Below are 26557 nucleotides of genomic sequence, written 5' to 3'. Positions count from 1 at the left end.
CTCAAGACGCGCTGATCCGCTGCTGCGTCGGCGACGCGGCCCTGTCTCACGTCAAGCCGAATTTCTTCCGAGCCGTCTCCGTGACCGGCGTGAAGAGATTGACGAGTTGACCGTCCGGGTCTCGCAGGAGCAGGGACCGGTTGCCCCAAGGCATGGTCGTCGGCGCCTGGACCACCTGCACGTCGCCGGTCGCCAGCTGCGCGTGGCGGGCGTCGACGTCTTCCACGAGGAACTCGAGGATGGCCGATCGATTGGTCGCGGCCTCGGCAATGTCCTGGCCGAACAGCGCCAGCGTGCGCGTGCTGCCGATGGCCAGGGTCGCGGCAGGCGTGCCGAACTCTGCAAAGTCCTCGGTGAACCAGGTCGGGGGAAGGCTCAGCACGCGCTCATAGAAGGACACGAGCCGCTGGATGTCCTCGGTGATGATTCGGACGGAAACGAAGTTCATGCGGGTCCCAGGAAAGACGGTTCAGGATATTTCGCTACCAATCAGTAGCGATACTGGAGCGTATCGAAATGGCCTCTTGACGTCAATGAACTCCCCGATCGTGACGGATTGAGCCGAGTGCGTGTCGTGTGCGCGTCGTGGTATATACGCTACCAACTTGTAGCGAATGACGGCGAGGCCAGGCATGAAAGACGACGATGCGGCGCAGGTCCGGAAAGAGGCTGCCCCGGCGACCAGGAAGCTCGACGAGCGGGTGCGGAAGTCCCGCGAGACGGTGCTGCGCACGACCTGCGACATCCTGGCCGCGCGCGGGATGAGCGGCGTGAGCGTCGATGAGGTGTCGAGGCTCTCCGGGGTGGCCAAGACCACCATCTACCGTCAATGGCGGACGGGATCGGCCCTGGTGCTGGAGGCCTGCGCACTGATCAGCACGGCGCAGACGACGCCCGACACCGGGACGCTGCCGGGGGACGCGAACGCCCTGGTGATGGAACTGGCTCGCATGCTGCGGGAAGAGAAGTGGCCGAGCGTGCTGCCGTCCCTCGTCGACGCCGCGGAACGGGATGCGGAGCTGGCCAGGATCACGGGCGCCATCCAGATCGATCACACCGCCCCCTACCTGGCGGTGTTGAAGCGGGCGCAGGCCCGCGGCGAGTTGCCGGCGGACATCGAGTTGTCGGTCATCGTCGCCCAGTTGGTGGGCCCGGTCTTCTACCGGCGATGGTTCTCCCGCGAACCCATCGATGCCCGGTTCCTGAAGCGGGTCGTGTCGGCGGCGCTGTCGGGCGCGGTCGTCCCTGCAGGTCGAGTCCCCTGAAATTCACGAGGCCGCGTCGACATCGGCGGTCCTTGGCGAGCGATCCTCGACGGATGGACCTGACCTCGAGGTTGTGATTGACAGGGGTGGCGAGCCGACAGGGAACAGAAGGGCGCGGTTCCATCTCGCCCTGACACGCTGGTGGGTGGGACAACAGCGCCGGGTGGCATCTCCAAGCTCTCGCCCTCTGTGTCAAAGCGATCCTCAGCCAGCCCCCTGTTTACGCGCTGTGGACTGCCGCGCAGACATGCCAAGATACGTTTGTATACGGACGCGCCGAAGGGCCTATCCGAGGGAGGGCCCAAGAGCCCAAGGTCAACACGAGACGGGAGGGCAGGGATGTCCAACAAGATGGAGTCGCTCCAGGCAAGTCAGGCTCTGGATGCAACCGACGCTACCAGCGTCGCGCCCGACAGCGATCACGCGGCGCCTTTGGAGCCGCCGCCGGCACTGTCTGTCGACGTCACGCTCGCTGCAAAGCTCAGCCTCGCTGACTTTCAGAACGCGGTGCCCCTGCTCCGCGAACTTACGGTTGCAAGCACCCTTAAGAGCGACACGGGACAGCTTGAACTATCGCTGACCTCGACGCCCGCGTTCGTCAAGCCGAAGACCTGGCGGCTGGATGCGATCCGTTCGGGGGACCGTTACCGGATCAAGGACCTAGATGTCCAGCTTGATGGCCCGCTACTCACGCGACTCACGGAAGCTGAAACTGCAACCGTGACGTTGGCCGTTCGAGCTGCTGGCGCTGAGGGGGAGGCGCTCACAGCGACTTCGAAGGCTGTCGAACTCCTGCCTCGCAACCAGTGGGGTGGTTTGTCCCACCTGCCCGACATGGTTGCGGCTTTTGTGCAGCCCAACGATCCAGCGGTCGACCGCGTCCTGAAGAAGACTGCGGAATTGCTGCGCGAGCACGGGAAAGACCCCGCCTTGGATGGCTACAAGCAGGGCAGTTCCAAACGAGCCTGGGAGCTCGCAGCAGCAGTCTGGGGTGCCGTCGTCTCGATGAAGATCGACTACGCCCTACCGCCGGCTAGCTTCGAGCATCGCGGTCAGAAGATTCGGGGAGCAACGCAGATCGCAGACTCCGGGCTGGGAACCTGCATGGACCTAGCCCTCTTGTTCTGCTCGACGCTGGAACAGTTGGGGCTTAACCCTGTGGTGGTCTTTACGCGTGGGCATGCGTTTGCCGGGGTGTGGTTGAAGTCGGAGGAGTTCTCGACAACGGTTGTCGACGACGTGACGTCCCTGCGCAAGCGACTGAAGCTCAAGGAGCTGGTCCTGTTCGAGACCACCTTGGTCACGCAGCGCCCCCAAGTACCGTTCAGCCGAGCAGCCGAGGTTGGCGCCGAGCAGGTCGCCGAAGGCAAGGACGATACGTTCGAGCTTGCCGTCGACATCCGGCGCGCTCGGCTGCAGCGCATCAAGCCGCTGTCCAGCCCCGAACTCTTGCAAGTTCCTGAGCCCGCCGAAATCATTGCCGACGACACGATTCTGCTCGAGGACGCGCCGGACCTCCCGGATGAGGACCTGCAGGTCACTGACGACGCCACGCTTGACCCTAGAGACCGCTTGGCGCGCTGGCAGCGCAAATTGCTCGACCTGTCGCTGCGCAACAACCTGCTCAACTTCAAGGCGAACAAGAGGGCGCTGAGGCTCGACGCCCCCGACCCTGGGCTGCTTGAAGACGTTATGTCCGATGGCAAGGAGTTGAAACTTCAGCCTCGACCGGACCTCATGGACGGTAATGATCCACGCAGTCAGGCCATCCATGAGGGTAGGGACCGCGAGAACCTACGTCGTCAGTTTGCACTGGATGCGCTCCATCGGCGAGAAGTGTTCGTTGAGCTCTCCAAGGATGAGCTCGAGGCGCGCATGGTCGAGATGTACCGCAATGCGCGCACGACTCTCCAAGAGGGTGGAGCGAACACGCTGTACCTGGCGCTGGGCTTCCTCACCTGGAACCGCGCTGACAAAGAGGAAGTGAAGTACCGTGCGCCTCTCATCCTGATTCCGGTTTCCCTGAACCGACGAAGCGTGAGGTCAGGCTTCACGATGACGCTGCACGACGACGAGCCTCGGTTCAACCCGACGCTCATCGAGATGCTGCGCCAGGATTTCCATCTGAACCTTGGCATTGCCGACGGTGAGCTTCCTCGCGACGAAGCAGGCTTGGACATCGCCAAGATTTGGAAGTCAGTGTCCATTGCTGTGAAGGACATCAAGGGCTGGGAGGTGTCTGAGGAGGTGGTGTTGTCCACGTTCTCCTTCGCCAAGTACCTAATGTGGGTTGACCTGACGCAGCGAACAGATCAGCTGCGCCTCAATCCTGTCGTCAAGCACTTGATTGACACGCCTCGCGACCCCTATCCAAGTTCATCCACTTTCCCCAGTCCAAAGTCTCTCGACAGGGACTTCTCTCCGCAGCAGACGTTCTGCCCGCTGCCTTCGGACTCATCGCAACTCTCTGCGGTGATGGCGGCCGCTCGTGGCAAGGACTTTGTACTCATCGGCCCGCCAGGCACCGGGAAGAGCCAAACCATCTCGAACACCATCGCCCAATGCCTGGCCGAAGGCAAGCGCGTGCTGTTCGTGTCGGAGAAGATCGCAGCGTTGGACGTTGTGTACCGACGCCTGCGTGAAGTGGGGCTTGGTGAGTTTTGCCTGGAACTGCATTCGAGCAAGGCTCGCAAGGCGGATGTATTGGCGCAGCTGAAGACCTCGTGGGAAGCCCGTGGGGAAGTCGACTCTGCCGTCTGGGAGCAAGAAGCCGACCGCCTGAAGCGGGTCCGTGATGAGCTCAACGTCTACGTGGACCGACTGCATCATCGCCACGCAAACGGCAGGTCCATCTATGACGCAATCGGCGCCGTTGTCGATGGTTCTGACGTGCCCAACTTGCCGTTGTCATGGGCAACGCACGCGGCCCACACCAAAAGCGACACTGAGCTCCTGCGAGAGGTTGTTGCTCGCCTTGAGGTGAACGCGGGGGCTGTCGGAGCCGATGCGCTTTTGGGCGGACCGCTGCTGGACATTGGCCATGCCGACTGGTCACCGAGCTGGCAGCAAGGCGTCGTCGAGGCGGCGCGACAACTGCTTCCCGTTTGTGAGGAGGTCCTATCTGCCTACGAGCGCTTCCGCGCTGTTACGAGGTTGCCTTCGGTACCCCTGACACGTCGCGCGCGAGTGGCCACAGCTTCGCTCGCACGGTGCCTGCCTCACGCTGCAGGGCGAGATTGGAGCTTTTCCTTCGCGCCCGATGCCAGGCTCACCGTTGAACGCCTTGTTGCGGGAAGCTCCATGCTGGAGAAGCATGCGGCGTTGTCGGGGCAACTGTCTGGTGGCTGGGACCTCGCTCTGCGAGGAAATGCGACAAAGGCCGTCGGCCTGCTCAAGAAGCGTCGGGAGCAGTTCGCCAGCCTGCCCACCCCTTGGTCGCAGTTTGCGCTGGAGACGTTGCGCAAGGGCACAAGTTTGCTGAAGGAACTCGGCGACTTGGAACAAGGCCTCTCTGTGCGCTACTCCGAAGGGGTGGAACAGTTGAACGTGTACCAGCTGAGCCGAGACTATGCCAAAGCGGCCAAGTCCGTCTGGCCGCTTACGTGGCTAGGCAAGCGCAAGGTCAAGCAGCAAATTGAAGCGGTCGTAGCGGGCGAGGGCGAACCCAGGGTGGCTGACGACCTTGCGAAGCTCGTTGCCATTCGCGAGAAACGCGCAGAAATCGAGAAGCTGGACCCGGCTGATGAGCTCGTTGGTGTCTGGAGGGGCTTGAAGTCCAGACTCGACGTGCTGGTGGCGGCTACCAAGTTGCAGGACGTTTTGAAGCTCGTGCGTGCCAACGGACACTGGGTTCTGGATGGGCTCGAACCGTTGAGCGCTGGGCGGGGAGGTGAGGAGCTAGCCGCTGAGGTGAGCAAACTGCTGGAGATCGTACAACTGGATGCGCAGATGGCCGAGCTTGGCGATCTTGAGAGCGCAACTGACCGGCTTTGGAAGAGCCTCGACACGAACATTCCAATGCTGGAAGACGCTATTGCGTTCACGAAAGCGCTGCCGGAGGTTCGCGCTTCTGGAGCGATGACGGCTTCCTTCGAACACGTGGCCCAAGGTGAATGCGGCGAGAGGTTGGCCAAGGATCATGCGACCCTGAAGGAGCGAGCAGCCCTTGAGGAAAAGCTGGCCGACATGGACGACCTGAAGTCGCTTTGTCCGGGCGTATGGAAGTACCTGGAGACCGATCGGGACGAGGTGGCAAAGGCCGTCTCGTTCCAGCGGTCCATCGCGGCCGCAGTCTCAAACCTCGCAGCAGCCCCGGAGGATGTTGCGGACGTCTGCACGGCCCTTAAGCAACTCGTCATGGAGGGAAATGCGCTGCTGGACGTCGCCGGTCCCGTCGCTGCGGCGGGTGATTCGTACCTCGACTCCATCGGGCGACTTCAACCCAGCATCGACCTACTTGCAAGCCGCGGAACGTTCACGCCCGAAGCTGAAGCAAGATACAGCGATTCGGACTTGCATCAGCTGAAGGCCCGCGCTGAGGCAATCCGCGCTTCGGAGCACAAGCTCAACGCTTGGTGCGCTTGGCGCAAAGTCAGCCAGCAGGCCATGGCCCTTGGCTTGAGTTCAATCGTCGCTGGTGTGGCCAATGGGGCTGTGCCGCCAAGCAACGTTCGCCGCGCGTTCGAGACGAACTACTGCCGCTGGTGGTTGAACGCCGTAGTCGACAGCGAACATGTCATCCGAACTTTCGTATCCGCTGAGCACGAGCGGCGCATCACGGACTTCCGGACCCTCGACAAGCGCTTCACCGAGCTGACGAAATCTTGGTTGCGGGCGAATCTGTGTAGGGGTCTGCCGTTGCCGGATGACGTGACGCGAAGTTCCGAATGGGGTTTCCTGAAGCACGAGATCACCAAGAAGCGCGCGCACAAGCCGTTGCGGGAACTCATCAGCAACATCCCCACAGCGCTGACCAAGCTGACGCCGTGCCTCCTGATGAGCCCTCTGTCCATCGCGCAATACCTTGCGGCGGATTCGGAGCCATTCGATGTGGTTGTGTTTGACGAGGCTTCGCAGATTCCGGTTTGGGATGCGATTGGCGCAATTGCTCGGGGGCGCCAGGTTGTCATGGTGGGCGACCCCAAACAACTCCCGCCAACGAGCTTCTTCGACAGGGCCGAATCTTCAACCGATGACGAGGATGTCGAAGGAGACATGGAGAGCATCCTCGACGAATGCATGGGCGCTAGCCTGCCTACATTGAACCTCGATTGGCACTATCGGAGCCGGAATGAGAGCCTGATTGCCTTCTCGAACCACCGTTACTACGGTGGTCGCTTGGTGACCTTCCCGTCCCCGGTCACCGAGGATCGAGCGGTCAGCTTCCACTTCGTCAAGGGCTCCTATGCGAAGGGCGGGGCCCGAACCAATCAGGCTGAGGCCAGGGCGCTGGTGGCTGACGTCGTGAAGCGTCTCAAGACACCAGGCTTCCGCGAATCCAAGCTGACCATCGGTGTAGTGACTTTCAATACCGAGCAGCAGAAGCTCATCGAGGACCTGCTGGACGAAGAGCGGCGCAAGGACTCGAGCCTTGAGCCGTACTTTGCCGAGTCGGAATTGGAGCCGCTGTTCGTCAAGAACCTGGAGAGCGTCCAGGGGGACGAACGCGACATCATGTACTTCTCCATCACGTTCGGGCCGGACTCCAATAACGCTGTTTCAATGAATTTCGGTCCGATGAACCGCACGGGGGCGAGCGTCGCCTGAACGTTGCCATCACTCGCGCGCGGCAGGAACTGCGAGTGTTCTCGACGCTTCGCGGCGATCAGATGGACCTGTCGCGGACGCAAGCCATCGGCGTTCGAGACCTGAAGCACTTTCTCGAGTTTGCTGAGCGCGGATCACGGGCGCTTCTTGAGGCGACAGCTGGCAGCCTCGGCGGGTTCGAAAGTCCGTTCGAGGAGGCAGTCGCTGCAGCGCTGACCGCAAGGAACTGGCAACTTCATACACAAGTAGGCGCTTCGTCTTTCCGTGTCGACCTAGCGGTGGTCCATCCGGACGCTCCTGGTAGTTATCTCACAGGAATTGAGTGCGATGGAGCGACCTACCACCGGTCTGCCACCGCGCGCGACCGGGATATGTTGCGCGAACAGGTACTGCGTGGACTCGGCTGGGAGATTCTGCGCATCTGGTCAACCGACTGGTGGGTTGACCCGAAGGGCGTCATCGAGCGCATCTGCAAGCAACTTGACGACCTTCTGGCCGTCAGCCGCGCGAAGCGAGCGGTCGAGGCTGAGAAGGCCGCGGCGGAGGCAGAGGCTCGGGAGGCCATTGAGAAAGCGATGGCAGAGGCGCCAGTGGCTGCCCCGCCGCCGAACCCGTTGTCGAACACGGATCATGTTGTGCCTAAGGTGGCCGACCAGACGCCTGCGGCGCAAAGAGAGGTGCCCGAGGAGGTGTATGCACGACGGGCGTCTAGTGATGACACGAGTCTGCCGTCGAGAGGAGTGTTTGCAGAGTGCGATCCCGCTGTTGCGGTAGAGGCGTGCGACCCCGATGCATTCTTCGATGGCTCGTACGACGAGCGGCTGAAGGCGATGGTCGCGTACGTTGTCGAACGCGAGGGGCCGGTGCTGGACCTCGTGCTTGCGCGTCGCATCTCTCGTGCCCATGGTTGGCAGCGCACAGGTAGCCGCATTCAAGACCGCGTTGAAGAAGTAGCGAAGCGGGTCTTCCAAAGTACAGAGGAGTCGGTTGGCACGTTTTATTGGCCTTCAGGTGCAAGCCCGGAAGGCAAGGTACTTTTCCGTGTGGCCTCTGCCGACTCCAGGCGTTCCGTAGACGAAGTTTGCCTTGAGGAACTGACAGCCTTGGCAGCCTTGGTTGTCAACCGGGCTGCGTCCGACGACGACAACCTGGTAGCCATGGCCAGAGAGCTTGGTCTCTTGCAACTGAGAGCTGCTAGCCGCGGGAGGCTGGCGCAGGCGCTTGCGCGCTTCCGTGCAGGTCAAGACCTGACCTGATGAATTGGCGGGGCGGTCGATCGCTTTTGGGAAAACTGGGGTGTCGGATTGCTTTGCCCACCCAAGTCCTAATTTTGCGTCGGACGGCTTTCTGTTGGACGTAGGCTCTGAATGAGCGCCTTAGTCGCATCACCTATAAGACTGACAATGTGCATTATGTGATGTTATAAATAGACCAATCGCAGTCCGATGGCGATGCTCTGTTCGGAGCCCTTCAATGGGTTACGTGGAGCACCAAGTGTGCGTGTCGGCCACCGGGCTGCTCCACTTCCAGTACGTGGTCCCTGCCCCGTCGCGATCGTCCGCAGTCAAGCGTGATCCGGTCAGGCGCGGGCAAGCAACCGGCGATTCGCCAAGACCAGCGCCAGCGCCGCCACTCCCAGGGACGTCGCGCGAGTGGTTGAGGTGGCAGCACCGTTGAAGCCGAACAAATCCAGCCAAGGTGATTCAGGCACCTGCAGGATCACGTAGAACCCAAACAGGAAAAGCGCCAGGAAGCTGCGGCCACCGCGGGTCAGCTGCCCCAGCAAACTGGCCAGCGCGCTGACCAAGACCAGGCCGCACATCAGGGTCAGCAACAGCTCAGGATGGCGCACCGTCACGGCAACGGGCACCGTGAACAACAGCCCCACGCCCAAAGCGCACAAGTACTGGCGCCAGCGACGGGATTGGTCACCACCCGGCACCGCGGCGACCAGGCCCATGGTCCCGCTGCTGAAGTCGCGGGACGAGAGATCGCTGATGGCCAGCCCCCAAAGACAACAGCCTGCTGCGACGAGCGCAGGCAGCTTGGCCGGCGGCAAGACCTGCCCCAACACCGCCAGCACCGGGATCGCAAGCACAGCCCAGGGATGGGCCAGCAGCGTCAGGCTGACCTCTGCCAGGTAGGCCCCTGGAGCTCCGCCGATGCGAGGCGCGAGCCGGAGCAGGCGCAGCGCGGGCCAGCGCGCCGGGCCAAGCAGCGCCCGCATGAGCCGCTTGGGCCAGGAGCGTCCACTGGTCCCCACAGTGCGCACACGTCGGGGATCGAAACGATGGAAAAGTGGCACCGCCAACGCCGCCACCACGAGCGCGAGGACCGCGGTGGCCAAGCGCAAGGCCACGAGGTCGGCGCCCCAGAAGCCCTCCGGAAAATGGCGCATCGGCAGGCCCGGGTCGAAGGTGCTGCCCCCGATGGCCACCGTGTTCGTGTGCATGAGCACCGCCAGATGTGCGGCGGCGGCAGCCATCCCGGAGGCATCCAGGGCCTGCAACGGACTCAGTTGGAGGTGACCCGGCACCAGCGTGGCCGGCAGCACCGCAAACTGAGCCATCCAGACCAGGAAGTAGGCGACATCCCCTTTTCTCCCGACGAGCGGTCCCCAGGCGTCGGCCAGCAGGGCGAAGCTTGCGGCTGCCATCAACGTGGGCGTCAGCATCCATGCATAGGTCTGCACAAACACCCAAGGCTGCAACGGGCCTTCGCCCCGTATCCACTGGAGCACACAGCCGCCCAGCACCAGCGCCAACTGCAGCAGCATCAAATACGCCATCGACCCCAGCCAACGGCTGGCCAGCAGACGCAGATTGCCGGTCGGCGTGGTGGCGATCAGGCCCGCGCAGCCGCTGTGCAGGTCGAGGCTGCTGCGGCCTCTCACCAGGTAGAACCCGAACAGGTTGAGCACCACGCTCGCGATGCAGGCCGAGCCGAATGCCACCGTCCCGCTTTCATAGACCGTCCGCGCCTTCTGGATCACCATCATGGCAAAGCCGGTGCGGGGATCCACCACGACCATCCACGAGAGCACCAGCGTCAACAGCAGTACGAGAACCGTGCTGAGCCGCCGCAGCCGCAAACGCAGCTCGGCCTGGACCAAAGGCAGCAGGCCGCTCATGCTGCCTGCGCCTGCAGCGCGTAGCGCTGGGCCATCAGCGCCTCCTCGAGGCTGGGCTCTCCCGGTTCAGCCGCGTCAAAGGGCCGGACCCCGTGGGCCAGGCGAACGTGGATCTGGTGGCCTTGACGCTGGGCCTGGAGCACCTGCACCTGCCCTTCCTGGCGCAACTGCGTGTACTCCGCCTCGCTCAGCCGGGCACTCCAGATGCTTCCCCGCGAGCGCTGCATCAGCGTCTCGGGCGTCTCGAAGTCCACCAGCTTGCCCTTGCGCAGGATGGCCAACTGCCCCGCCATGCCTTCGACGTCCGAGACGATATGGGTCGAGACGATGACCAGCTTGCTGAGCCCGATCTCGCTGAGCAGGTGACGGAAGCGCAGCCGCTCCTCAGGGTCCAAACCGGCGGTGGGTTCGTCGACGATCAAGACGTCGGGATCATTCAGCAGGGCCTGGGCAATGCCCAGGCGTTGACGCATGCCCCCTGAAAAGCTGGCCGCCATCTGGTGCGCCTGCTGATGCAGATTGACCTGCTCCAGCAATCGCAGCAGGCGCGGTGTGTCGCGCACGCCTTTGAGGGCGGCAAAGTACTGCAGGAACTCCAGGGCGGTCAGCTGCGGGTAGACACCAAAGTCCTGCGGCAGGTAACCCAGGCGTCGACGCATGCGGTCCGGGTGTTTCACGACGTCCTCGCCATCCAGCAGGACACGCCCGCTGGTCGGTGTCGTGAGCGTCGCGATCAGCTGCATGAGCGTGGTCTTGCCCGCGCCGTTGTGTCCGATCAGGCCCACGACACCGGGTTGCAACTCCAGGCTCAGATCGTCCACGGCGCGCTGGGCACCGAAGACCTTAACGAGGTGTTGAAGGCTGAGCATGGTGGCAACTCCAGGTGGGGACGCAGTATATAAAGGGGCCAGGCCTTGCCTCAGCCCCCTTCCAGAAGGCCGTGGACGCGGTCCGGCGCCACCCACAGCCTGGACTAAGCGACATCCGCAGGACGGAGTTGCACGGCCCGCTGCTCCCACAACCGCACGAACTCGGCCAGCGCCGCGCTGCGCTGGGCCTCCTCCGTGATGCCCAGTTCATCGAGCAACATGCCGAGCGTGTGGGAGGGTTGGCGCGCCAGGAGCAGGCGGTAAGCCTGCTCGCTGATCGTCAAGCGGCGGTGGCCGCTGTAGCTGCTCTCGATGGCGTACTGGATCTGCCGGCCCGCGGGCGGCACCAGACTCTCTTTCTGGACCAGCTGCCGACTGTCCGCCAACGCCGCGACCAGCCGCTCCCAAGGCAGCGCCTCCGTGCTGCGCCGCTCGACCAGAAAGTCGCCGACGACCAGCCGGTCGAGCTGGGTGGTCAGGAAGCAGACCACGCCATCCCGCACGCTCTCGACAATGGGCTCAGCATCATTGTTGAACGACGTGTTGAGCAGCACCGGGACGCCGGTCAGGTCCTTGAAGGCACTGATCAGATCCCAATACGGTCGATTCGATTCACGCGACACGGTCTGAATCCGCGCCGATCCGTCGACGTGGCTGACCGCTCCGAGGCTCGCCCTGCTGGCCTCACGCGTCGGCAGCGAGAACAGCATGTACGGGGAGCGCTGCAGTCCGCCCAGCTCGAAGATCTCAGCCGCCGACTCCTCCAGCACGGAGGGCGCGAAGGGCCGGTAAGCCTCGCGCTTTTTCACCATGGCATTGATCTTCGACTTGTTCTCGGCGGGCCGTGGGTCGGCCAGGATGCTGCGGTTGCCCAGTGCGCGCGGGCCGAATTCCGATCGCCCCTGCATCCAACCGATCACCTGGCCCTGCGCCAGCAACTCGGCCGTCTCACGGGCGGGATCGCCAAGACGGCGCATGCTGACGAAATCGGCCCAGTGGGTCAGTTCCTTCTCGATCTGCTCGGGCGTCCCGATGTCCGAGCCCCAATACACCGACTGCGTCGCCTGCAAGGCCAACTCGTTGCGGACAGCCCGGTGTGCCGCGTGCGCGGCGCCGAGCGCGCAGCCGGCATCGTGCGCCGCCGGCTGGATGAACATCTCCTTGAACATGCTCTGGCTGGCCAGCTTGCCGTTGAAGGTGACGTTCTGCGCCACGCCCCCGCGTAGCACAGCCGCTCCAAGCCCGACTGCTTGCGGTGATGTTGGAAGAAGTGCATGAGGATGGTTTCGACCGCCTCCTGCAAGGCGGCGGCGATGTCCTGATGGTGCTGGGTGAACGGATCCCCGCGCCGGCGCGGCACGCCCAGCCCCCGGAGTACATCGTCCAGTGCGCGATCTCCTGGTCATGAACGACCCGGAACCAGCCGTCCGGCGTGAGCTGGTACATCGATCGCAGCAAGGCGCGATAGCGGGCCGGATCGCCGTACGGCGCCAGGCCCATCACCTTGTACTCGTCGAAGATGGTGTACCCGAGCTGGTGGATCACCGTGTTGTAGAAGAAGCCCAGCGAGTGCGGCGTCCGGTGGTTGCGGACCGGCTTGAGCCGGCCGCCCCGCCCTTCCCACACGGTGGTGCATTGCCCTTCCGGTCCGGCCCCGTCGACGGTGACCACCAGGGCCTCGTCGAAGCCGGACATGACGTAGGCGCTCAGCGCATGCGCCTCGTGGTGGTTCACGAACTGCAGCTTCTTCGCATCAAAGGCCCCGAACCGGTCCTGCAGCAGCTGGCAGACGACCTGCCGGATGCCAGACAAGTCATCCAGCGAGCCGCCGATGTACTTCTCAAGGATGAACAGGTCGCCGACCGATTCGTCGACATTGATCGCGAACCGCTCCACGTCCTGCAGGGTGGCCCCCGCCGTGCGCAGGCAGAAGTCGATCGCTTCCAGCGGAAACTTGTTGCTGTGCTTGATGCGATCCAGGCGCTCCTGCTCGATGCCGGCCACCAGTTCGCCGTTGGACAGCAGCACCGCGGCCGCATCGTGGCCCTGCCCGATCGGAAACTCCAGCCGATTGCCGTGTTGCGGGTCGAGACCTCCGCACATTCCCATCACCAGCATGTTTTCTTCCTCCTGATTGAAGTGGACAGATGTCCTGGGGGCTAGAACCTGTGTGTCGTCAGGCTCTGTGTCGTGTGACTCGATCCGGCCCGGTGGGGCATGGTCGAGGCGTCTTCCGGCAGCGCATCGGCCATCGGCAGGCCTGGCGTGACATCGAACAGGTTGACCGTGAAGGCGCGTCCGGCGGGGACCATGAGCTGGATCGTCAGGCCCTCGGCCGGCACGTTATGAGCGTCCAGGGTCCATTCCTCCGCCGTTGCGGCCGGAACCTCCCGCCCCTGCACCCGTGCCTGAGTGACCGGGGCGCCAAGGACCTGCAGCGTGAAGTCCCGCGCATTCCTGCGCGAACTGAGCTGCAGCTGGATCGTCCGCGTCGCGCCCTCGGTACTGTCCCCCAGCGTCTTCAGTGCCGGCGCGGGGAGCCCGACGTCTGGCGCCGCGGAGGTCCAATATCTCCGGGACTCCGCCCCGTACCATTCCGGAATGGCACGCCGCACGGCGCCCGCATCGAAGAAATGCCGTTGCCAGGAGTCCAGCACGACGTCGCCGGACAGCCATTGCGCGGTGTTGCTCCCGCTGTCGCGGACATAGAACACATTGACGGGTCGAGGGTGCTCCGCCGACGCCCCGGAGGTGAGTTCGCCGCCGACGAGCATGGCCACACCGACGGCCATCGCCGCCTTGCTCAGGAGGTCCCGCCGGCGCATCGCGGCCAGCAAGGGCCAGAGCAGGCCCAGCAGGAGCACCACGGCCACCATGGCCACACCGGCCATGGGCGTGGTCATCGCCACCAGCAGCAAGTGCACCAAGGGCGCGAACACCAAGGCAGCGGGAATCGCGCCGGCCGTCCACACCATCGCCCGTTGAGCACTGGAGAGCCTGCCGGCGCCCAGCAGCACCACGAGCCAGGAGGCCAGCACCCCCACCAGCGGCCAGCCCAGGGCATAGCTGGCACCTGGAAAATCGGCGGTCACCAGCAGCAGCAACACGAGCCAGACCAGCGCGGACCCCAGTGACAGCGTCTGGGTATTGAATCGGCGCTGCAGCCGGCCATAGATCCCGATGAACGAGGCCAGTGTCAGGGCCAGCAGCGCCCCCCAGTACCACCCGTGGTTGTAGAGCTCGACCAGGCCGCGATATTCGGCGTGGAAGCTGCGAATCAGGAGCAGACCCACGGTGGCTCCCAGCGCCAGCAGCAACGCGGTGCAGGGCAAGGCGATGAAGCCCACCACCGTGCGCCCCACCCTCACCTGTCCTCGACGGATGCCCACGGCGAATGCCGCGATCCACAGCACCAGGGCCAGTCCCGTCATCCCCCAGGCCAGCCAGGCCGGATAGTGCATCAACCCCAGGCCGGGCAGATCGAAATAGACCTGGTCGGGCGCGTCCCGGCGGGTCAGGTCCGCATCGCCCAACCGACGGGCCAGCGCGAGCATGGTGTCGCCCTGATGCTGCACGCTGCGGGGATCCACGGCGTCCACCCGATCCAGTTGGCTGTGATAGGTCGAGGCGTTGGAGATGGACGCGAAATTCAGCCCCGGCATGCCCGCCCGCTTGAACACCGAGAAGTCGGTCTGGTTGGGCATCACCCGGTAGACCTCCACCATCAGCGACGTACCGACCGGTTGCGGCGACGCGGCAAACGCCTCGATCAGACGCCCGTTGCCGGCGCTGGTCTCGAACATGAGCGTCGGACCGCTGTTGCCGCGGTATTCGAAGTTCAGGACGGCGCCGACATCGGCCGCCCAGGGATGCTTGGCGACAAAGGCTTCCGCACCCAGCAGGCCCACCTCTTCCCCGTCGGTCAGCAGCACGATGACATCGTTGCGCAGGCGCGGATTCGCCTTCAACGCACGGGCGGTCTCCAGGATGGCCGACACGGCCGCCCCGTCGTCCGCGGCGCCCGGCCCCGTCGGCACGGAATCGTAGTGGGCGACGAGCATCACGGCCTTGCCGCTGCTTCCGCTTCCTCCGCTGCCTGGGAGCCTGGCGACGACATTGCTCACGAAGCCGACAGCGCCCTCCCCTTGTGCGACGCCCAGTTCCTCTTGCGTCTGGGTGTCCCAGCCAAGAGACGTCAGCGCCTTCACGAGATAGGCCCGTGTCTGCGCGTGGGCCGGCGAGCCGATCGGATGCGGCACCGAGGCGATGTGCGGCAGGTGCGTCAGCGCCCGCTCGGCGGAGAACAGCGCCGGGGCCGCGGAAGAAGGCACGGGGGCGGCGGCTGCTGGCGCCAGACGACCAGGCACACCAGCAGCGCCAGGAAGAGGCCGGCCACCGCGGTGAGCCAGCCGGACGGCTGCTCGTCGGGAGATGGCGCGGCACCGGCGTCGATGGCTTTGCGCCCCGGGCGCGACGACGCAGGGATGGCGTAGATATCGGCGGTCATAGGATGGCCTGGACGGACGCAGGCATCTCACGAGCCACGCGGACCACCGGAATGCCGGACTGGCGGTTCTTGTGCATGTCATCCATGCAGCGCGGCAGATCTTCGAAGGCGTAGATCTCGTGGTGGAGCACCGGCTTGAAGACCGTGCCGTACAGGCGCGCGGCCTCCTCGCACCCCGCTGCCGTTTCGTAGTGCATGTGGTCGATGGTCATCTGCTTGACCGACAGCAGCGTGGAGTTGTAGTCGACGTTCTGGGAGAGTTGCCATCCGGAACTCACGTTCACCCCACACCGCGCGGAGACGGCCAGGCCGGCCTCGAACACCGGGCCTCTGAGCATGTCGCAGACCACATGCATGCCTTCACCGTCGGTCAGCGCCTTGCAGTCCTTGACGAAGGCCTTGACGTCGTCCTTGCTCGCGAACCGCGCGTAGCGGGTCTGGTCGATCGGCACCACGCCCAGGCGCTCGAGGTCCTCACGCCGCTTCGCATTGCCCGAGCAGTAAAACACGTTGTGCCCTTCCGCCTTGGCCAGCATCAGGAACAGCTCCCCCACCCCGCCCCCGAAGGACAGCACGTTCAGCACGGGATGCTGCTGCTGCGACACCTTCAGGCGGTAGATGCCCAGGCCCCGCCGCCACAGGTGGCAGGCCGTGGGGGCGCGCAAGGACAGGGCGGCGATTTCCCACAGCGAGAGGCCGCAGTGGATGGGGGCCGCGATGAGCTGCTGCTCATCCACCACGGCCTCCTCGGCATACCAGCCGTCCGAGTCGGGCTGATCGTAGGCCCAGATCCGCAAGGGGAACCCGCCGCGATCCACGCTGCCATTGGTGTGCGTCAGCACGATGTCGCCGGCCTTGAACCGCTGGACGTCCCTGCCGGTTTCCACCACTTCGCCCACGGCGCTGTTGCCGACGAACAGCTTGCCGCCCCGCATTTCGCTGATGTTGATCGGGTGCGCGGTGGCTGCATGCACGACGTTGTGCTCGGCGGACACGGCAAGCACACGCATGCGCACCTGCGTCGGACCGCAGTCGGGCAAGGTCAACCGGTCGAGCCGGATCGTCCGGGTGAGGTCGAACTTCTCGTGATCGCCGCGCACGCGTTCGCTCTCATGCGCGATGTCCTCCGCGGACACGGAATACGCTCTTGTCACGGTCATGCCTTCTTCTCCATCGTCTGGTGATGCCTGAGGCGGCTCGGGGGCTCCCACGGGAACGGCGGTGAGGGTCTGCGGCATCGGGGGCGCCCTGCACGGCCGATGCCGTTCAATGACGGGGTGTGCAGCGCTAGACCGCATCGGGCACCTCCTCTTCGACGCGGTAGACGCGGCGGTCCAGCAGGGAGACCAGGGCGACCAGGGACGCCAGCGCGCCCATCACCACGAAGAGGAAGCTGGTGCCGCGCCCCGGGCCGGTGCCGAACCATGCCCCCACGGTGCCGGACCAGTCGGCGCCCTGCATGAGCGCAGGCTCGAACACGTACTGCGCCAGCACCCCTCCGATGCTGGCGCTGACCGGCAGGATGGCCAGGCCGATGGCCTGCTGGAACGCGGCAAAGTTGCCCTGCCGGTCGTGCGGCACCTTGCGCCGCCAGATGGCCGACGTGCTGCCCGCCAGCGTGGAGCTGCACAGCATGACGACATAGGCACAGGCGCACAGCACGACGGCGGAGCTCTGCAGCCCGGCCACGGCGATGGCCAGCCCCTGGACGACATTCAGGGCCAGCACCCACGGTCTCCACTGTTTCATGCCGCCCCACACCACCAGCAGCAAGCCACTGGACAGGGCTCCGATCGCCCCGAAGGTGGAGACGGCCGCAAACACCTGTTCCGAATGCTGCGCCAGCACCAGCGGCCCGATCAGCACCAGCACCATGCCGGTGAACAGGGCGCCGATCACCCGGTAGACAAACACGGTCCCCATGGCGGGTCGCTGGTGCAGGAAGCCGAGCGCCCATTTCACGTCACCCATCGCGCTGCGCCGCACGGGTGCCGTGCCGTCGGCCGTGGACACCGTCGGCGCATCGGGGATCCGGGCGAACAGCACGCCCACGATCGCCACCAGAAAGGTCAGCACGTCCAGCACCAGGATGCCGAAGATGCCGATCCGTCCCAGCATCACGGCCGCCAGCAGCGGCGCCGCAAACTGGGAAATGGCGGTGGCGATCTGGTACAGGCCGCTGGCCCGCCCATAGTGCGCCTTGGGCACCAGGGTCGTGATGGCCGCGCTGGCCGCCGGCCCTTGAAGCCCGATGCTGAGCGACAGCACCGCCTGCAGCGCATAGAGCTGCCAGACATGGAAGACATCCAGCCAGAACAGCAGCGCCATGGTGGCCGTGCAGGCGATGGCCACGGCTTCCGAGACCAGGAGAATCGAGCGCTTGCGCCACTGGTCGGCGATGGCCCCGCTCCAGGGCATCATCAGCAAGGCAGGCAAGGTCGAGAAGAGCACGAACTGCGTGAAACTGATGACCGAGCCGGTGCGCTGGAACAGCCACACCCCGATGGCGAAGGCCGTCAGTTGAGACCCGAACATCGACGCGAACTGCGTCGACCAGATGATGTAGAAGCTGCTGCTCATCCGCGCTGCGGGCGCCGCCGCGGCCCGCTCGGCAACGGGCGGGTCGAGCGGCAGTGACGGTGGGGTGGGTATTGACATGAGGGTGCAGGGTAGGAACGTCAGGCCGCCCGCGGGCGGTCGACCGTTGTGTTGAGAGGCACCGGCGTCGTCCGGCTCAGCGGCGAATGAGGGCGGGTCGCAGCCATGCCGCGATCTCCCCGGCATGCGGCGGACGCAGCATGCTCATGTGGTTGCCGGCGCTCGTGTACACCTGCGCGCGAGGCAGGTGCCTTTCCCAGCGCGCAACGCCTTCGTCCAGGGCGCGTCGAACGTCCGGCGCACCGCCGGGCTCCGGCGAGGCATTCACCAGGTAGGCCTCGTGCACATAAGGCCGCGACAGCAGGTAATGCGTGTTGAGGTTGGTCGAGAACGTCCTGAAGATGCCCTTGAGCGTCGACAGCCGGGTGGACGGCGGCATCACGCCGTGCTGGACCAGACGGGAGAGCAGACGGGCCAGTTGCGTGTCCGCATCGGCCGCGCCCATGGACACGACCTCCAGGTCCAGCGATGTCCCCAGGCTCTGTTCATAGATCTGGATCAGACGCCGCAGGGCATCTGCCGGTGAATGATGGCGCGGCCCGTCCGCTGGCGCTTCGCCCGGCGGGCTGGAGTCGAGCACGGTGAGCGTGGCCACCGTCTGCCCCAGGTCCCGCATGACCTGCGCCATTTCCAACGCGACCCAGCCGCCGAACGAATGGCCGATCAGATGGACCGGACCGCGCGGGTGGATCTCTCGCACCGCGCGCACGTAGGCGCGCGCCGCGCTGGGCACATCCACATGCGGCACGAGGATGCCGCAGAGCCCGCGCGGCTGAAGGCCGTGGACGGTGATCTGCGGCCCCAGGGCGTCGGCGAGATCGGTCAGGGCGGTGACGCTGGCACCGGCGCCGGGCACGCAGAACACCGGCACCTGCGAGCCGCTGCCGTGCTTGAGCAGCACCGCCGGCATGTACCGGTCTTCGGGCCTCTCGGGCGGCTGAGTCCCGGCCTTCTCCAGCTCGATGCCGAGCGCGCCGGCCAGCGCCTCGACGTGGGGCGCCTGCACCATCGTGTGATGAGTGCCAGGCACCAGGACCACCTTCAGCTGGTTGCCGACGGCATCGCGCCAGCCCAGCGTGTGGTCCGCACGCTCCTCTTCCACCGCCGCAAACAGACACGGGGACGTGGGAATGGTCGGGCGGATGTAGTGGATCAGGGCCCACCTCATCGCCGTCTGGACGGCAAGGTAGCGCTTCAACACCTCCGGGCGGACGTCGGCGGGCAGCAGGCCGACGCGCTGGCCCTCCTCCAGCATCGCCAACCGGTCCCCGGCTGTCGCCAGGTCGGCCAGCCGCACCTTGACCGCATCGGGGGCCGAGTCCGGCACCCACACCAGCGAGTCGATCCAGCGGTCCACATCGGCGGGGCCGTCCTGGTCCGTGCCGGCGTCACCACTGCGTCCATCGGTCTTGAGGTAGTGGCTGTCCGTGTCGATCAGGGCCAGGAATTCGACCTGTTCGTCGGCGCCGATCAGCTGATTGGCCGCCTCATAGGCCACGATGCCCCCGGACGAGTGACCGCCCAGGCGGTAGGGCCCGTGCGGCTGCACCTGGCGGATCTCGCGCAGGTAGGCCGCGGCCATCTCCTCCACCGACGACAGGGGCTGCTCGTCATCGGCAAAGCCTGTCGCCGCCAGCCCGTACACCGGCAGGTCCACGTCGAGGTGACGGGCCAGTGCGTAGGCATAGCCCACCTCGCCCTTGCTGGGATGGAACAGGAACAGCGGCGTCTGGCGCCCCGTCGTGCGGATGGGCACCAGGTGGCGGTCGCGGCGTTCAGGGTCCCGCTTGGCGGCCAGCGCCGCAAACCCCTGCAGCGTGGGCTGCACGAACAGCTCGCGCAGCTTCAGCCTGAGGTTGAACTGGCGATCCAGGATGCCGATCATCCGCACCCCCAGCAGCGAGTGCCCCCCAGTTCGAAGAAGTTGTCGCGTCGACCCACGCGCGCCACGCCCAGCAACTCTTGCCAGATGGTCGCAATGGCGTACTCCAGGTCGCCGACGGGGGCCTCGTAAGGGTGGCTGACCAGGTCGGACTGGTCGGGCGCTGGCAAGGCCATGCGGTCGATCTTGCCGTTGGGTGTCAGCGGCATGGCGGGCAGCGTCACGAAGGCATGGGGCACCATGTGATCAGGCAGTACCTGGACCAGCTCCGCCCGCAGTCGGGCGGCCGTGGGTTCGCTCTCGGGCTGGCCGGTGACGTAAGCCACCAGTCGCGGGTCGCCGTGCTCATCCTGGCGCGCCATCACGACGGCCTCGCGCACACCCGGGCACAACGCGAGGCGGGTCTCGATCTCGCCCAGCTCGATGCGGAAGCCCCGGACCTTCACCTGATGATCGTTGCGACCGAGGAATTCGACATTGCCATCGGGCAGCCAGCGCCCGAGATCCCCGGTCCGGTACAGGCGCGTACCGGGTTGTGCACCGTAGGGATCGGGAAGGAAGCGCTGCCGGGTCAGCTCGGGCTGATTCCAGTAGCCGCGCGCCACCCCCGAGCCGCCGATGTGGATCTCTCCCGTGGTACCCAGCGGCACCGGTGCCCCGTGCTCATCGAGGATGTAGACCCGCTTGCCGGCGATGGGCCGGCCGATCGGCACCGTCGCGGGATCCGGTGCGCGACAGGGGTAGACCGTCGCGCACACCGTGGCCTCGGTAGGACCATAAGAGTTGTAGAGGTGATAGCGCGACGACCAGGCGTCGGACAGTGCGGCCGGCAGGACTTCGCCGCCGACGATCACCGTCTGAAGCTCGCCCAGGTCCGCGTCGGCCGGCAGCACCGCCAGCGCGGCCTTGGGCAACGTCAGGTGGGTGACGCCTTGGGACTTCACCAGATTCAACAAGGCTTCGCCAGGCGCCAGATCAGCGATCGAGGCCAGCAGCAAGGTGGCGCCGCTGCACAAGGTCATCGTGATCTCGGAGATGCAGACGTCGAAGCTGAGCGACACGAACTGCAGCACCCGGCTGGACGGGGTGACTCCGAACTGCGCGATCTGCGCATGCGCCAGACTGCTCAGTCCGCCGTGCTCCACCATCACGCCCTTGGGCTGCCCGGTGGAGCCGGAGGTGTAGATGATGTAGGCCAGATGGCTGGCGGTCAGTCCCAGTCGCACCGGGTCGGGATCATGGGTGGGCTGCTCTTTCAGCAGCGCCGCCTCCGCGCCGTCCAGCGCCAGCACCGGCACCCCGATGGCCACGCCCTGGCGCATGTCCTGCACCAGCGACTGCTGCGTCAGCACCGCCGCCGGTTCGCTGTCCTGCAGCATGTAGGCCAGCCGCGCCGCCGGATACGCCGGGTCCAGCGGCACATAGGCCGCGCCGGACTTCAGGATGCCCAGCAGCCCCACCACCATCTCCACGCCGCGGTGCAGGCAGATCGCCACCCGGTCGTCGGGCTGGATGCCCAGCGCCAGCAACCGGTGCGCCACCTGGTTGGCCCGAGCGTTGAGCTCCGCGTAGCTCAGCTGCTGCTGCTCGAACACCAGCGCCGTCGCCTGCGGCCGCACCCTCGCCTGTTCCTCGAACAGCGCATGGATCCGCTCGTCCTGCGGATAAGCCCGCGCCGTGGCGTTGAAGGTCTCCAGCAGTTGCTGGCGCTGGTCCTGGCTCAGCAGCGGCAGCGCGCTGACGCGGCCCTGCGGCGACGCCACCACCCCTTGCAGCAGCGTCAGCCAGTACCCCGCCAGCCGCTCGATGCTGGCCGGCTCGTACAGCGCGCTCGCGTAGCTGAGCGTGGCGCTCAGGCCCTCGGGCGTCTCCGTCAGCGCCAGGCTCAGGTCGAACTGCGTGCTGCCGCCCTGCTGCCCCAGCGTGCTGATGCGCAGGCCGCTGAGCTGCAGCGCCCCCTGCACCGGCGTGTTGTTCAGGCTGAGCATGTTCTGGAACAACGGGCTGTGGCTGAGGCTGCGCTGCGGCTGCAGCGCCTCCACCACCTGCTCGAACGGCAGGTCCTGGTGCTCGTACGCCGCCAGCGTGCCGGCCTTGACCTGCTGCAGCAGCGCCTGCACCGTCGGGTCGTCGTCCAGCCGCACCCGCAGCGCCAGCGTGTTCACGAAGAACCCGATCAGCCCCTCCACCTCGCTGCGCTGGCGGTTGGCCACCGGCGTGCCCACCACGATGTCCTTCTGTCCGCTGAGCCGGCTCAGCAGCACCGACCAGCCCGCCAGCAGCGTCATGAACAGCGTCGCGCCCTGGCTCTGCGCCAGCGCCCGCAGCCCCGACGTCAGCGGCTGGGGAATCTCGAAGTTCCACTGCGCGCCCTCGTAGCTCTGTTCGGCCGGCCGCGGCCTGTCCGTGGGCAGTTCCAGCAGCGCGGGGGCGCCGGCGAGTTCGCGCTTCCAGTACTGGCTCTGCTGCAGTAGCACCTCGCCTTGCAGCCACTGGCGTTGCCAGACCGCGTAGTCGGCGTACTGGATGGGCAGCGGCGGCAGGGTCGCCAGCGGATCTGCCCGACCCTGGCTGTGAGCCTCATACAGCGCGCTCACCTCGCGCACCATGATGCCGGTGGACCAGCCGTCGGAGATGATGTGGTGCTGCGTGAGCAGCAGGATGTACTCGTGCTCGTCCAGCTTGAGCAGCTGGCCGCGGATCAGCGGCCCCTGCGCCAGGTCGAACGGCGCGCGCTGCTCCTGCTCGCTGAGCTGCTCCACCGTGCGGGTCCGCTGAGGCTCCGCCAGCGTGCTCAGGTCCACCTCCTGCAGCCGGAAGCCGGTGTCGGGTCCGTCGATGAGTTGAACGGTCTGCCCGTCCACGCTGCTAAACCGGGTGCGCAGGATCTCGTGGCGACGGACCAGGCTGTCCAGCGTGGCTTGCAGCGCCTCGCGGTTGAGCGCCCCGCTCAACTTCAGCGCCACGGGCATGTGATACGCCGCGCCGGCGGCCGCATCCAGCCGGTCCAGGAACCACAGCCGCTGCTGCGCGTACGACACCGGCAGCGGACCGCTCCGGTCGGCACGTTCGATGCGCGCGGGCAGGTTCGCCCCGGTATATGCATCGGTGTCGACACCGGTGTCTGCTCCCGCCTGTGCGACGCTCTGCGCAAACGCAGCCAGCTCCGGCTGATTGAACAGCGAACGCAGACTGGTCTCAACGCCCAGCTCCTGGCGCACCCGCACGATGACGCGCACCGCCAGCAACGAGTGACCCCCAAGCTCGAAGAAGTTGTCGTGACGGCCAACGCGCGGCACACCCAGCAGCTCTTGCCAGATCTGCGCCAGGGCCTGCTCCAGTCGTCCCACCGGGGCTTCGTACGGCTGGCTGGCCAGGGCATCCACATCCGGTGCCGGAAGCGCCTGCCGGTCGATCTTGCCGTTGGGTGTCAGCGGCAGCGACTGCAGCACCACGAACGCACTGGGCACCATGTACTCGGCCAGCGATTGCGCCAGCTCGCTCCTGAGCGCGCTCGCCGCCAGCTCCTGCCCGGCCTGCGCCGTCAGGTAGGCCACCAGGCGCTTGTCGCCACCGGCGCCCTCCCCCGCGCCCTCTCTGGCGATCACTACAGCTTCCCTCACCCCCGGGCATTGCACCAGCCGTGCCTCGATCTCCCCCAGCTCGATGCGGAAGCCCCGGACCTTGACCTGATGGTCGTTGCGGCCCAGGTAGTCGATGTTCCCGTCCGGCAGCCAGCGACCCAGGTCGCCCGTCTTGTACAGACGCGCGCCCGCCTCCGCGCTGAACGGGTCCGCCACGAAGCGCTGCTGCGTCAGCTCCGGCCGCTGCCAGTAGCCCCGCGCCACCCCGTGGCCCCCGATGTGGATCTCTCCGGCCACGCCAACCGGCACCGGCCGGCCTTGCGCGTCCAGGATGTAGATCTGCGTGTTGGCGATCGGGCGGCCGATGTGCGGAAGCGGCCGAGCGCCTGGAATGCGCACGGCCGTCGCATCCACCGTGCACTCGGTGGGGCCATAGACATTGCAGGCCACCAGATCACTGGCGGCCGCCAGCGCCCGCCACCTGGCAGGCGCAATCGCCTCACCCCCGATGAGCACCGTCAACGGCCGCTGTCTCGGGGTCGTCAGCCATCCAGCGGCGCAGAGCAGGTCCAGCTGCGCCGGCGTGCAGTCCAGCACATCGATCTTCTGGTCGTCGATCCACTGCAGCAGGGCCTGGCCTTCCATGCGCAGCAGCGTCGGTATCAAGCTCAGGCCATGCCCGGTGAGCAACTGCACGATGATCTTGACCGATGCGTCGAAGGCGACGGACGCATTCAAGGCGAATCGCGCGCCGGGGCGCAGGTGCGCCAGGATGTCCCGCGCCAAGGCCTGCCAGAGATTCACCACGCCGCGGTGTTCGATCATCACCCCCTTGGGCTGGCCGGTGGAGCCGGAGGTGTAGATGATGTAGGCCAGATGGCTGGCGGTCAGTCCCAGCTGCACCGGGTCGGGATCGTGCGAGGGCTGCGCCTGCAGCTGCACCGCCTCCGCGCCATCCAGCGCCAGCACCGGCAGCCCGATGGGCGCGGCCCGGCGCATGTCCTGCACCAGCGACTGCTGTGTCAGCACCGCCGCCGGTTCGCTGTCCTCCAGCATGTGGGTCAGGCGTGCCGCCGGATAGGTCGGGTCCAGCGGCACATAGGCCGCCCCGGACTTCAGGATGCCCAGCAGCCCCACCACCATCTCCACGCTTCGGTCCAGACAGATCGCCACGCGGTCATCGGGCCGGATGCCCAGCGCCAGCAACCGGTGGGCCACCTGGTTGGCCCGGACGTTGAGCTGCTCGAAACTCAGTTGCTGCTGCTCGTCCTGGACCGCCATCGCTTGAGGCCTGGCCCGGACTTGCGCTTCGAAGAGACGGTGGACGAGTGCATCCTGCGGATAGGGAACGGCCGTGTCATTGAACCCCTGCAGCACCTGCTGGCGCTGCCGCGGGCCCAGCCATTCGATCGCCCCGACGCGTTGCCCTGCGTCGCGGGCCATTTCTTTCAGGATCGTCAGGAAGAGATCGGCCCACCGCTCAATGGTCTCCGGCTCGAAGAGGTCGCTGGCGTAGGTCAGCGTTCCGATCAACTGTCCCCCATACTCGTTGAGCGACAGGGACACATCGAAATGCGTGGTGTCGGTGGACTGCGCGTCCACCGCGATGCTCAAGCCGCTGAGCTGCAGCGGCGCCTGCGCCGGCGTGTTGTTCAGGCTGAGCATGTTCTGGAACAACGGGCTGTGGCTGAGGCTGCGCTGCGGCTGCAACGCCTCCACCACCTGCTCGAACGGCAGGTCCTGGTGCTCGTACGCCGCCAGCGTGCTGGCCTTGACCTGCTGCAGCAGCGCCTGCACCGTCGGGTCGTCGTCCAGCCGCACCCGCAGCGCCAGCGTGTTCACGAAGAACCCGATCAGCCCCTCCACCTCGCTGCGCTGGCGGTTGGCCACCGGCGTGCCCACCACGATGTCCTTCTGTCCGCTGAGCCGGCTCAGCAGCACCGACCAGCCCGCCAGCAGCGTCATGAACAGCGTCGCGCCCTGGCTCTGCGCCAGCGCCCGCAGCCCCGACGTCAGCGCCTGGGGAATCTCGAAGTTCCACTGCGCGCCTTCGTAGCTCTGCTCGGCCGGCCGTGGTTTGTCCGTGGGCAGTTCCAGCAGCGCGGGGGCGCCGGCGAGTTCGCGCTTCCAGTACTGGCTCTGCTGCTGCAGCACCTCGCCTTGCAGCCACTGGCGTTGCCACACCGCGTAGTCGGCGTACTGGATGGGCAGCGGCGGCAATGTCGCCAGCGGATCTGCCCTGCCCTGGCTGTGAGCTTCATACAGCGCGCTCACCTCGCGCACCATGATGCCGGTGGACCAGCCGTCGGAGATGATGTGGTGCTGCGTGAGCAGCAGGATGTGCTCGTGCTCGTCCAGCTTGAGCAACTGGCCGCGGATCAGCGGCCCCTGCGCCAGATCGAACGGCGCGCGCTGCTCCTGCTCGCTGAGCTGCTCCACCGTGCGGGTCCGCTGTGGCTCCGCCAGCGTGCTCAGGTCCACCTCCTGCAGCTGGAAGCCGGTGTCGGGTCCGTCGATGAGCTGCACGGTCTGTCCGTCCACGCTGGCGAACCGCGTGCGAAGAATCTCGTGGCGACGGACCAGGCCGTCCAGCGTGGCCTGCAGCGCCTCGCGGTTGAGCGCCCCGCTCAGCCGCAGCGCCACGGGCATGTGATACGCCGCGCCGGCGGCTGCGTCCAGGCGGTCCAGGAACCACAGCCGCTGCTGCGCGTACGACACCGGCAGCGGACCGTTGCGATCGGCACGCGTGATACGCCGGGCGTCACGACCTGCCGATCGATCCTCCAGCCGTCTCTGGAGCAGCTTGTGCAGGACCGCGTTCTGCAGTTCCGCGCGGCTGGTGGTCGTCGGCGGCAGCTTGTTCAGTTCATTCATGGGTATACGCGGCTGGGCCGGT

The 26557-nt window shown here is 66.0% G+C and carries 12 protein-coding genes and 2 pseudogenes; 3 read left to right on the top strand and 11 right to left on the bottom strand.

Going from position 1 to position 26557, the window contains the following annotated elements; translation table 11 throughout:
- Positions 1-46: 46 nt before the first annotated feature.
- Positions 47-448 (bottom strand): VOC family protein, encoded by a 402-nt coding sequence (locus ACQ859_RS18565; RefSeq protein ID WP_431262164.1) that lies wholly within the window; start codon positions 446-448, stop codon positions 47-49.
- Between the two features lie 184 nt (positions 449-632).
- On the opposite strand from ACQ859_RS18565, the gene ACQ859_RS18560 reads away from it, so the two are divergent.
- The 3 genes from ACQ859_RS18560 to ACQ859_RS18550 all read left to right on the top strand — a co-directional run bounded on the left by ACQ859_RS18560 (position 633) and on the right by ACQ859_RS18550 (position 8287).
- The gene (locus tag ACQ859_RS18560; RefSeq protein ID WP_431262163.1) at positions 633-1265 is read left to right on the top strand and encodes a TetR/AcrR family transcriptional regulator; all 633 of its coding nucleotides are present in this window, start codon (positions 633-635) and stop codon (positions 1263-1265) included.
- Between the two features lie 339 nt (positions 1266-1604).
- A complete protein-coding gene (locus ACQ859_RS18555) occupies positions 1605-7031 on the top strand; it encodes a DUF4011 domain-containing protein (protein WP_431262162.1) in 5427 nt (1808 codons plus the stop codon).
- 35 nt (positions 7032-7066) lie between these two features.
- Positions 7067-8287, top strand: coding sequence for a DUF3320 domain-containing protein (locus ACQ859_RS18550; protein WP_431262161.1), 1221 nt, complete (start codon positions 7067-7069; stop codon positions 8285-8287).
- A 323-nt stretch (positions 8288-8610) separates the two neighbouring features.
- Here the strand turns inward: ACQ859_RS18550 and ACQ859_RS18545 are convergent, their stop codons facing one another.
- From ACQ859_RS18545 to ACQ859_RS18500, 10 genes and pseudogenes are all read right to left on the bottom strand, one after another.
- Positions 8611-10161, bottom strand: a complete 1551-nt coding sequence (locus ACQ859_RS18545) for a hypothetical protein (protein ID WP_431262160.1) — start codon at positions 10159-10161, stop codon at positions 8611-8613.
- A complete protein-coding gene (locus ACQ859_RS18540) occupies positions 10158-11030 on the bottom strand; it encodes an ABC transporter ATP-binding protein (protein WP_431262159.1) in 873 nt (290 codons plus the stop codon). The genes ACQ859_RS18545 and ACQ859_RS18540 overlap by 4 nt, the downstream gene beginning before the upstream one ends.
- Positions 11031-11134: 104 nt before the next feature.
- A complete protein-coding gene (locus ACQ859_RS18535; RefSeq protein WP_431266595.1) occupies positions 11135-12100 on the bottom strand; it encodes a carbamoyltransferase C-terminal domain-containing protein in 966 nt (321 codons plus the stop codon).
- 93 nt (positions 12101-12193) lie between these two features.
- Positions 12194-12436: pseudogene (locus ACQ859_RS18530) on the bottom strand (hypothetical protein); the annotation flags it as partial.
- A gap of 13 nt (positions 12437-12449) precedes the next feature.
- A pseudogene (locus tag ACQ859_RS18525) lies at positions 12450-13133 on the bottom strand (carbamoyltransferase N-terminal domain-containing protein); the annotation flags it as partial.
- 56 nt (positions 13134-13189) lie between these two features.
- Positions 13190-15361, bottom strand: coding sequence for a M20/M25/M40 family metallo-hydrolase (locus tag ACQ859_RS18520; RefSeq protein ID WP_431262158.1), 2172 nt, complete (start codon positions 15359-15361; stop codon positions 13190-13192).
- A gap of 172 nt (positions 15362-15533) precedes the next feature.
- The gene (locus ACQ859_RS18515) at positions 15534-16775 is read right to left on the bottom strand and encodes a zinc-binding dehydrogenase (protein WP_431262157.1); all 1242 of its coding nucleotides are present in this window, start codon (positions 16773-16775) and stop codon (positions 15534-15536) included.
- A 49-nt stretch (positions 16776-16824) separates the two neighbouring features.
- Positions 16825-18195, bottom strand: a complete 1371-nt coding sequence (locus tag ACQ859_RS18510; protein ID WP_431262156.1) for an MFS transporter — start codon at positions 18193-18195, stop codon at positions 16825-16827.
- A gap of 76 nt (positions 18196-18271) precedes the next feature.
- Entirely contained in the window at positions 18272-20164 is a 1893-nt protein-coding gene (locus tag ACQ859_RS18505) for an alpha/beta fold hydrolase (RefSeq protein ID WP_431266594.1), read from the bottom strand.
- Positions 20077-26535, bottom strand: coding sequence for an amino acid adenylation domain-containing protein (locus ACQ859_RS18500; RefSeq protein WP_431262155.1), 6459 nt, complete (start codon positions 26533-26535; stop codon positions 20077-20079). The genes ACQ859_RS18505 and ACQ859_RS18500 overlap by 88 nt, the downstream gene beginning before the upstream one ends.
- Positions 26536-26557 lie beyond the last annotated feature (22 nt).

It is taken from the genome of Roseateles chitinivorans, assembly GCF_050632235.1.
Lineage (GTDB): Bacteria > Pseudomonadota > Gammaproteobacteria > Burkholderiales > Burkholderiaceae_C > Roseateles > Roseateles chitinivorans_A.
The sequence above is the reverse complement of the archived record's forward strand: the minus strand, read 5'-3'. Positions and strand labels throughout refer to the sequence as shown.